This window comes from Mesorhizobium sp. M7A.T.Ca.US.000.02.2.1 (assembly GCF_003996995.1).
GTDB lineage: Bacteria > Pseudomonadota > Alphaproteobacteria > Rhizobiales > Rhizobiaceae > Mesorhizobium.
Genome location: NZ_RZTT01000019.1, coordinates 21,384 through 30,176 on the forward strand (window position 1 = coordinate 21,384; position 8,793 = coordinate 30,176).

The 8,793-nt window shown below is 57.0% G+C and carries 5 protein-coding genes and 2 pseudogenes; 1 reads left to right on the top strand and 6 read right to left on the bottom strand.

The window, feature by feature from the left end:
- Positions 1–470 precede the first annotated feature (470 nt).
- Entirely contained in the window at positions 471–1,610 is a 1,140-nt protein-coding gene (locus EOD15_RS03585; RefSeq protein WP_127319500.1) for a porin, read from the top strand.
- 483 nt (positions 1,611–2,093) lie between these two features.
- Here EOD15_RS03585 and EOD15_RS03590 read toward each other — a convergent pair whose 3' ends face one another.
- The 6 genes and pseudogenes from EOD15_RS03590 to tdh all read right to left on the bottom strand — a co-directional run.
- On the bottom strand, positions 2,094–3,965 hold the full coding sequence (locus EOD15_RS03590) for an acyltransferase family protein (protein ID WP_127319502.1): 1,872 nt from the start codon (positions 3,963–3,965) through the stop codon (positions 2,094–2,096).
- An 82-nt stretch (positions 3,966–4,047) separates the two neighbouring features.
- The gene (locus EOD15_RS03595) at positions 4,048–4,608 is read right to left on the bottom strand and encodes a CpaD family pilus assembly lipoprotein (protein ID WP_127319504.1); all 561 of its coding nucleotides are present in this window, start codon (positions 4,606–4,608) and stop codon (positions 4,048–4,050) included.
- A 12-nt stretch (positions 4,609–4,620) separates the two neighbouring features.
- Positions 4,621–6,042, bottom strand: coding sequence for a type II and III secretion system protein family protein (locus EOD15_RS03600; protein ID WP_245463569.1), 1,422 nt, complete (start codon positions 6,040–6,042; stop codon positions 4,621–4,623).
- Positions 6,043–6,113: 71 nt separating this feature from the next.
- Positions 6,114–6,800, bottom strand: coding sequence for a response regulator transcription factor (locus EOD15_RS03605; protein ID WP_024505585.1), 687 nt, complete (start codon positions 6,798–6,800; stop codon positions 6,114–6,116).
- A gap of 811 nt (positions 6,801–7,611) precedes the next feature.
- Positions 7,612–7,780: pseudogene (locus EOD15_RS36540) on the bottom strand (transposase); the annotation flags it as partial.
- 714 nt (positions 7,781–8,494) lie between these two features.
- Positions 8,495–8,793: pseudogene (tdh, locus tag EOD15_RS03615) on the bottom strand (L-threonine 3-dehydrogenase); the annotation flags it as partial.

Here is an 8,793-nt window from a genome sequence, read left to right on the forward strand (position 1 = left end):
CGCAGCCCTTGCGGAGCGTACGCGCAGTGATCCTTCTCGGTAGCGCATGGCGCGGCCTGCGTTGCGGTCAGACGGGAAGCCGTCGCTGTTAAACGAGACTGTCACATATCGAACATGGCGAACCGTGTCGCACATTGCTTTTCGCAGTGACCCTCAAAAAAAGTGATTCCAGCGAGACGAAGGCGCGTCGGCCCGATTTTGGTGTCGGCCGCATTTACGCTTCAGGTTGGCATGTCGCTTGCTGCTCTATTTCGGAGAGCTGCAGCGGTCCGACCGGAGTGTTTCACATGTAAACGATAATGAATCTCCTAGCAAAAAACACTATTATAAGTACATGTGGCTTTTACGCTGGCTCACCTCTCGTGTCAAGCGCTTTGGCGTCCACATATTGGAGACAACACGCACAAAATTTAGAGGAAAAGCTTGCTCTTTCGCCTCTATCCTTTTTATTCCTTCATGGAGATCTAGACATGTACATCAAGAGTCCTCTTCTGGGCTTAACTGCTCTGATGACCGTTTCCGTCGGTCGAGCAGCTGGCGCCGAGCGGGAACCGGCCGAGTACATCAAGATCTGCGACGTCCTCGGCTCGGGATATTCCTATATTCCCAACACCGAGACCTGCCTGCGCATCGGCGGCTATGTCCGTTACGATATCGGCCTGGGTGACGTCCGATCGTATGACAGCGCAAGAACCTCGGACGTGAGAACTGGCGAGGACCAAGGCACTTGGCGAAACAGCACACGCTTCACGTTCAAAACTTGGACCGGCCAGCAGACCGAGCTCGGCGCGTTGACGACCTATACCGAAACCCACGTGAATTTTGGCAACAGCGCTAACTCGCATGACAGTCCTCAGAACTATGATTTCAACAGCGGCCTCGCACTGGCTTCTGCCTGGGTCGAGCTGGGAGGCCTGCGAGTTGGCAAGGAGGGGTCGGCCTTCGATACGTTTGTAAGCTACGCTGGCAACGTTCTCGATAGTATGCTCGTTCCGTCGGCCGGCTTCGACACCAACGTGGCTCAGTACCACTTCGACGCCGGCAAGGGCATTTCGACTGTGATTTCGCTCGAACAAGGATCGGGCTCAGCCGGTACTATCGACAGCTATATTCCGCACGTTGTCGCCGGCTTGAAATACACGCAAGGCTGGGGCTCGATCACCGGCGTCGCGGCTTATGACAGCAATTACGAAGCTTTTGCCGGCAAGATCCGCGTCGACGTCGCTGTCACAAACCAGCTGTCGCTGTTTGGACTCTTCGGCTACGGTTCCAATGCCAGTCTCAACGAGGACTCAAACGGCGCAATTGCCAATCATGGGCGCGGCTCGTACAAAATCTGGAACGGCCAGTGGGCTTTCTGGGCGGGCGCCACTTACGAGTTTGACGAGAAAACTTCGTTCAACCTTCAGGTCTCGGGTGATCAGCTCAAGGATTCTGGTGTGGCTGCAAACGTCGCCTACATGGTCGTTCCCGGCTTCACGGTCACAGCCGAGGTCGATTACGACCACTACGGCAACTCTGGCCTCGGCCCTGCCGAGCCTACCGCCGTCAAGGGCACGAGCAAGCCGAACAGCGTCGGCGGCATTCTCCGCTTACAAGGCTCATTTTGAAATCTCTCCAGTCGCGAGCATGGCAAAGGCACTTGCCTCGACAACGCACGCATGGAGAGCTTCGTTCGCCATCTTGAAGTCTGCATCAACCGTCCACGGCCCATCGTACCAACTTGAAACTGAAAGGGATGAGCCCTGTGTACTACAGCCTAGCCCTTGACCTGCCCGATGAACCGGCCAGGGGCCGTCAGTTCAAATTCGGGGCCGTTTAGAGGGCAGTGTGAGGCCGTGTTAGGTAAGCGCCACTGCAATGTCGAGGCCGCGACACGCCTGTCGCTTTGGACGGCTGGAATTGCCCTTCGCGGCGCCATTCATTCTCTCAACATTTACGTGATAATGCACGCTGAGTCCGAGCCGCGTGGCAGCACCCATCCCAGGTCACTATCGGGGGGCCTTAAACCTGAACAGCTCCATCGTCGCGGCTGCTGCGGAAGCAGGAGCTATCACTGGGACCCGTACTGGTGCTTGTCAGCCGCTGAGCCGCTACTTCGTCTTGGGAAGAGCATTGTCCTTGCCAAAAGCCGGCCAGTATTTCGAGATTGCCAGTGTGGCGCCGGCTGAAGAGAAATGACCATAGTCGAAATATAAAAACTCTCCTCTATCGGAATAGGCGCAGCGTCCTGCGCTGCACAGGAATTTCAGCGGATCGATGAATGTGGCGCCTTTGGTAAATGAGCGCACACGTTCGTTGATGTCGGGGTCCATCGCGATCGGCCAGGACGTATCGTCCAGATTTTGGCGCTTGGCGAAGAACGCAATTTTCCGGACGTCAGTTGGGAACTGCGGAGACTGGCCGATGACAAACACGCGCACGCCCAGGGCACGAATCGTAGCGATTGTTTGCTGAAGACCGTCGAAACCTCTGACCTCATAGTCACTCCATCTACCGCTGAGGATAACCGTCTTGATGTCCGCTTCCAAGATGACGTCCAAGGCCTTGCGATTGAACCGGACACAATCAAGACGATCGTAAGGGTAGTAATAGAGTATCGGCGCGCAGCTGGCGTACGTATATTCAACGATGTTCGCCTGCAATCGATTTATGTTAGCACCCAAGCCGGAAACATAGTGCGCGGCGAAGGAGTCGCCCCACAAAAAAACCGTTGTTGGAAAACCGCTGGTGCGCGTGCAATCCTCCATATTCCAGCTTTCGATCCGGCTGGTGCCCTCGTTGAAACAGATGCCATTCCTCCAGTCCCCGACGGAAATGCGCCGCTGGACATAGTCCGGAAACCGTTGCGGAAAGCCGTTGCCGAGCGCCCCCGCCGCTCCGCCGGCACAAAGGACAACGATCGCGAGCGCTGAAAAGGCGAAGATAGGCCCCGGGGAGGTGAAGGCCCTCTTCTGTCGAAACGGCTGCTCTACAAACTTCCAGGAGAATGCAGCCAATGCGAGGCTTGCCACCAACATCGCACCGGTCATCAACGGATCGAGTTTTTGGAACGAAAGATAGTGCGCGAACGCATTGAGAGGCCAGTGAACAAGATACAACGAATACGAGATGAGCCCAATCCAGACCAGCGGCCGGACTTCGAGCATGCGGGTGGCGACCGTCGAGGGGGTATTTTGGCCAACATAGATCAGAAGGGCCGTTCCGATGCATGGATACAAGGCGTTGTAGCCTGGGAACGGATCACTCGCCGAAATCGCGAAGAACCCGATGGCGAGAAGGCCAAATCCGGCCACCCCCACCGACTCCATCAGGAATCGGTTGCCCAGCGGCGAGGGGCATTTGAGCATGAGCAGGGCGCCCAACATGAGTTCCCAGATTCGGGTCGGCAGCAGATAGAATCCGGCGGTGGGTGCCAGCGATGTCGCCATCACCGCCACTACGAAGCTGCAGAGAATTATCGGAAGAAGTGTCGTCAGCCAGCGCTTCCCGATGTAGCGATAGATTAGGAACATCAGGATTGGTGCGAAGATGTAGTACTGCTCCGCTACGGAAAGCGGCCAAGTGTGCAACAGTGGTAGAAGCGCGGCATCGATAGAGAAGTAACTTGACGTTTTCCAGAAGAAAACGTTCGACCAGAAGGTCGAGGTAGCTATGATGCTAAGACTGAATCCGCGCAGATCCGGTGGCAGAAGAATGAACAATGCCGCAATGCAGGTGAGAAGCATCACAAAGACGAGCGCCGGCAGAATGCGCCGGGCACGGCGCCAGTAGAAGTTGACGATGGAAAATTGGCCGCGTTCAAGGTCATCCAGGAGGCTTCCGCTGGTTAGGTAGCCGGAGATGACGAAGAAGATATCGACCCCGCTAAAGCCACCCGGGATCGCCGAAATTCCGAAATGAAAGAGTACGACCGGAAGTACAGCAACGGCCCTAAGGCCCTCGATATAGCGCCTATATTGCATCCAGCGGTTCCTTTTATTTTAATCAGGACGCGATTGGAAGCTTTCAATCTCCGGTAGGAGTGCTGCCGAGATAAGGGCGGTATCAGCCACCTTTATCCGTCCCGAATGCTCTGTAAGTTGCAACTGGTACAGAAGCACGATCGCCATCGCCGGCCTTGACGGCCTGATTGTCGAGCAGATCGCGCGGATCGTTGACCATCACGGCCAGGTTATGTCCTGTCGAACAACCAAGCGGCTGTTTGAAGGATTCTTCATTGGGTAAGGCACCATATGAGGGACAGACCGGCGGACGGGCGTGATAGACAATCGCCTCAATTCGCACTGAGCCGGCGTCGTGTTGATCGCGCAATTGAATGTTGTCTTCTTCGATTGCCAACTGCCTGGCCTGATGGGCTACCCCTGTGCTGAGCTGGGGCGAACCGCTGATGAGGAGGTGGATGGCATCGAACCGGCCGCGACTGGCCTTGTCTAGGAAAACACGCAAACGCTGCCGTTCGGAAGCGCGCAGGCTTTGCAACCTCAGGACGGTGGTCTCCTCTCGGACAAGCATTGGTGCCGATGGTTCGACATCAACTGGCGTAGTGCTTGTGCAGCCACTTACGCTTGGTGCCAGAGCGACAAAGAGGATTATAAAACGCAACATCTTTGGATGACACTATTCGATGATGAAGCCGAGACCGCCCTGGGCGCTTGGCGCGCCCGCACGGATAGCAGCGCGGTCTCGCGGGGGACTTGTCACGGAATTCGTCGGAGCGCCCCCTCCGTTCAAAGCCGGTGCCGCCCGCTCGGTCGGTGCGCTCATCTGGTTTGGGTTGGAGCCTGGTCTTACAATGTAAGGCGTAACTAGAATGACCAGTTCTGACTCCTCTTTTTGAAACGAGGTCGAGCGAAAAAGCGGTCCCAGGATCGGCAGTTCTCCGAGCCAGGGAAAGGCCCTGACATCATTGTTGACGTTCCGCCTGATTAGACCGCCGATTGCGAAGCTCTGGCCGCTGGCGAGTTCGACGACCGTATCGGCTCGGCGCGTGGAAACTGCCGGCACGGAAATTCCGTTGATTTGCACGGCACCTTGCGTCGACAGTTCACTGACTTCGGGCGTTACGTGAATGTTGATTTGATTGTTGCTGAGAACTGTCGGCACAAATTCCAGACTGACGCCGAAGTGACGGAATTCAACCGATACCTGCCTGTTTTCCTGCAGGACAGGAATGGGAAATTCGCCGCCCGCGAGAAAGCTGGCCTTTTCACCCGACATAGCGGTGAGGTTCGGCTCAGCCAGGACGGAAGCTATATGCTCCTTGGCGAGCGCGTCGAGAACCGCGCTGACGTTGACGGCACCGTTGTCGAATCCGATTTCTGCTGTACCGCCACCCTGGGTTGAACCAGACCCAGCGCTTGCAGCGCTTCCGCTTAGAACGCCCACTTTGAAATTGCCGATTTGACCGAAGGCGGACAAGTTGACGCCGAGTGACTTCATGGCGCTGCGTGAGACTTCGGCTACGCGCACGCTGAGGTTAACTTGCAGGGATCCAGCGACCTTGATGTTGTTGACGACTTGCGCTCCGTCGCCCAGATATTGCTCAGTGACTCTTTTTGCGGTGTCGGCGACCTCTGCGTCGGGCGCCGTCCCGCTAAGGATTGCGCCGCGCGGCGTATAGTTGACGCGGATGGGATAGTCGCCGACCTGCTCCCGCAACATGGCGCGTAAATCCCCGATCGGTTGCGTGACAACGATACGCAATTCGGCGAGAGGCTCGCCATTGCCATCCAAGGCGAATAGGCTGGTCCGCCCCGATTTCTTGCCAAAGACGAAGATTGTTTTGCTCGATGGCGCCTGAAAATCCGCGATCGTGGGGTCAGCAACAAAGATGGTCGTGGCTGGCGCGGGCAGATGAACGGTCTCCCCGAGCGAAGAGGAAAGGGTCAGCGTGGCGTTGATGCTATTCGAAGCCGCATGCGGCGGGCCTTTGTCCGGCTTGTTTTGCGCCGCGACACCAAGTGGGAAAGTCACAATAAGCGCGCAGAGGAGATGGCCCAGGTAACGGGGCACTGCAGGTCTTGTAACCTTGTTGGCGATCGCCCGCCAATTGGGCGCAGGGCAAGGATGTTGAAGGATCAGCAAAATAGATCTTCTTTCGATTCGACAAACTATGCGGACGAGGCGTCAGTCAATTCTAGGATGTAACCAATGCCTCGGATGGTCTTGATCCGTGGCGTTGCACCTGATCTGGTCAGATGTCCCCGTAAACGATAAATTCCGACTTCAAGCGCGTTGGCAGACACGTCGTCGTTGAATGAATAGAGGTGATCTTCCAATTGCGCACGGGGCACGATGCGGCCTGCCCGGTTAAGCAGGTGCTCTAGAATACAGAGTTCGCGACGTGCGATCATCATTGGGTGCCCATCAACGAAAACCTGGCGGGCGACCGGATCAAAGTCGAGATTGCCAAATACGAGCCTCAGGTCGGTCATCTGTGTCGCCCGGCGCAGAATGGCTCTCATTCTGGCAATAAGCTCATCGGTAGAGATGGGTTTGAGCAGAAAGTCGTCCGCACCTCCGTTGAAGATCGCAATTCGCTTATCGAGATCGTTAAGGCTGCTCATAATGACGGCAGGAACTGAATGCCCGTGGGTCCTCAACTGCCTCAGCCAACCCAAGCCATCGCCATCTGGCAGAGCCAATTCCAGCAGGAGAATTTCATAGCTGGCGCAAGAAAATGCACTCGAAGCCAGTTCCAGAGTACCAACGACATCAACGACGAAGCCGCCATCCCCGAGCGCAAGTCGCATGGCGCGCGCAAGATCCGCATGATGATCCACGAGCAGCGTTCGCATTTCATCTCCTCTCGAAGAGGGACGGCCCATCGAACGCGTCACCGGCGGCCATCTGATCGGAGCACACGGCGCGCAACTCGTCGCAGCTCTCGGAACTGGTCCGAGTCGGAGGGACATGCAAGTCGCTCGGTGGCAATAGGCGCGGGTGAGGACCAACTGACGGGCTCAAATACGCCGGTCGGCGAACCCACGAGGCCAGCAACCCGCGTGCGATTTCTCGTTGCATCATCTCTCCTACGTGCAGCCCCTGCGCTCGCAAGGCAGCGTCGCGGCTCAGAGCCCGATTCCCACAGAGGGTAGGGTTAGCTTTCGAGAAACTGATTGAACAAATCGATTATTTGGATCGAATGCATCCACGGGATGGATGCAGCGCACCATCTTCAACGACTGCGGCGTCCTGATGCACTGTTGTGTCTGTCGTGCTCTGCTTTTTTCGCTGTCCTTCAAGGCTGGCGAGCCTGGTGGAACCTGCGCGTCATTGGCTTGGTAGCTTGAATGCTTAACAACGGAGCGCCCTGCGCAAAGCCGCTCTCATTTCCAAAAAGCCTTGCAATTGGTTGGAGCACTTCGCGCTCGACACCAAAATAGGCGAGGAAAACTGACGTCTGACAGGGATGTACATGCAACAGCCGATTTGCGGCACCAGCAAACGACCGCGTTCAGGCTGAAGATCGACGACCAACGGCTCCTCGATTTCCGCACTGACCGCTTTTACAAGCTCTTCCTGTGCGGGCGGATGCCGGCAAACAGCAGCACAGGGTCAGCGAAACCGGGAGCGGGCCTGCTTGATCGCCATGATCACATTGCCGCTGTCGCGCGTGCGGAGCGGAATGCAATCGGTCCAGCCGGCGGCAATCCGGTCAGCACCATCGTCTGCACGAAGCTCCCTGACGAAGACGTGCCCGAATGCGCTCAACAAAGCCGGGCGGCGGATCTTTCCAATCGCCGAAGGTGCGGGCTGGCACCGAGCGGCGAACTGCGAACTCATTCCTGCCCGGCGGCGCTGGCCGCCGCGAGCGTCGATGCGGACCCAGCCGCTCCGAATCCTCCCACAACACGATGAGCGCGTCGCGGACATCGCTGCCGTAACAGCGGCTGCGGCTCTTGCCCGCAGACGGCCTCTGCTCACGACGGTTCATAAGACGGATCGCGCGCTTGCGAATAATAGCCGGTTACCGCCTCGAACTCATCCAGAATGCGCCGCTTGTCAACGCCGCAATAAAGCTCCACGATCGCCGCTTCACCGTGTCGCCATGCTGAGCCGCGCCATCCTTCCCCCGAACCGGAATGGCACGACCTGTCCATCCCCTTTGGAACAGGACACTATTGGTAACATTTTGCTTGAGGCAATGCGGCTCGTTGCCTTCCTTTTCGCTGACCGGAAGGGTACCGGAAGTCGTCTATCGCATCTTACCCGCTGAAAGCGGCAACACCTCGACCTCAATCGCAGATCATAGGAAATAGACGATCGCGTCGGGGCCTCAGCATCGGTTCACCGGGTTTCCGTCATCGACTGAAGCGAATTGCCCCATCGACCGTCACCGGGTGGGCCGCGATACGTCGCCGTGTATGATTAGCGAGCGCACGTAGCGGAGCCATAGCTCTCCACCCAGCCATGTTCCCCTAGTTGGAAAATGTCCGGCGGACCAGAGGTGCTGTCGTCAGCTTTTCCTGAATAGCGGCCAAGGCAATCCCTACCAGTCCATCACCACCTTGCCGGAACTGCCGCTCTTCATCGCATCGAAACCGATCTGAAAATCGTCGATGCCGATGCGGTGGGTGATCAGGCCGGAGACATCCAGCGGACCCTGCACAAGCGCGATCATCTTGTACCAGGTTTCGAACATCTCGCGGCCGTAGATGCCTTTGAGATGCAGCATCTTGAAGATGACCTTGTTCCAGTCGATCTCGAAGCCGGTCGGCGCGATGCCCAGAATGGCGATCTTGCCGCCATTGTTCATGGTGTCGATCATGTCGCGGAAAGCGGGGGCGG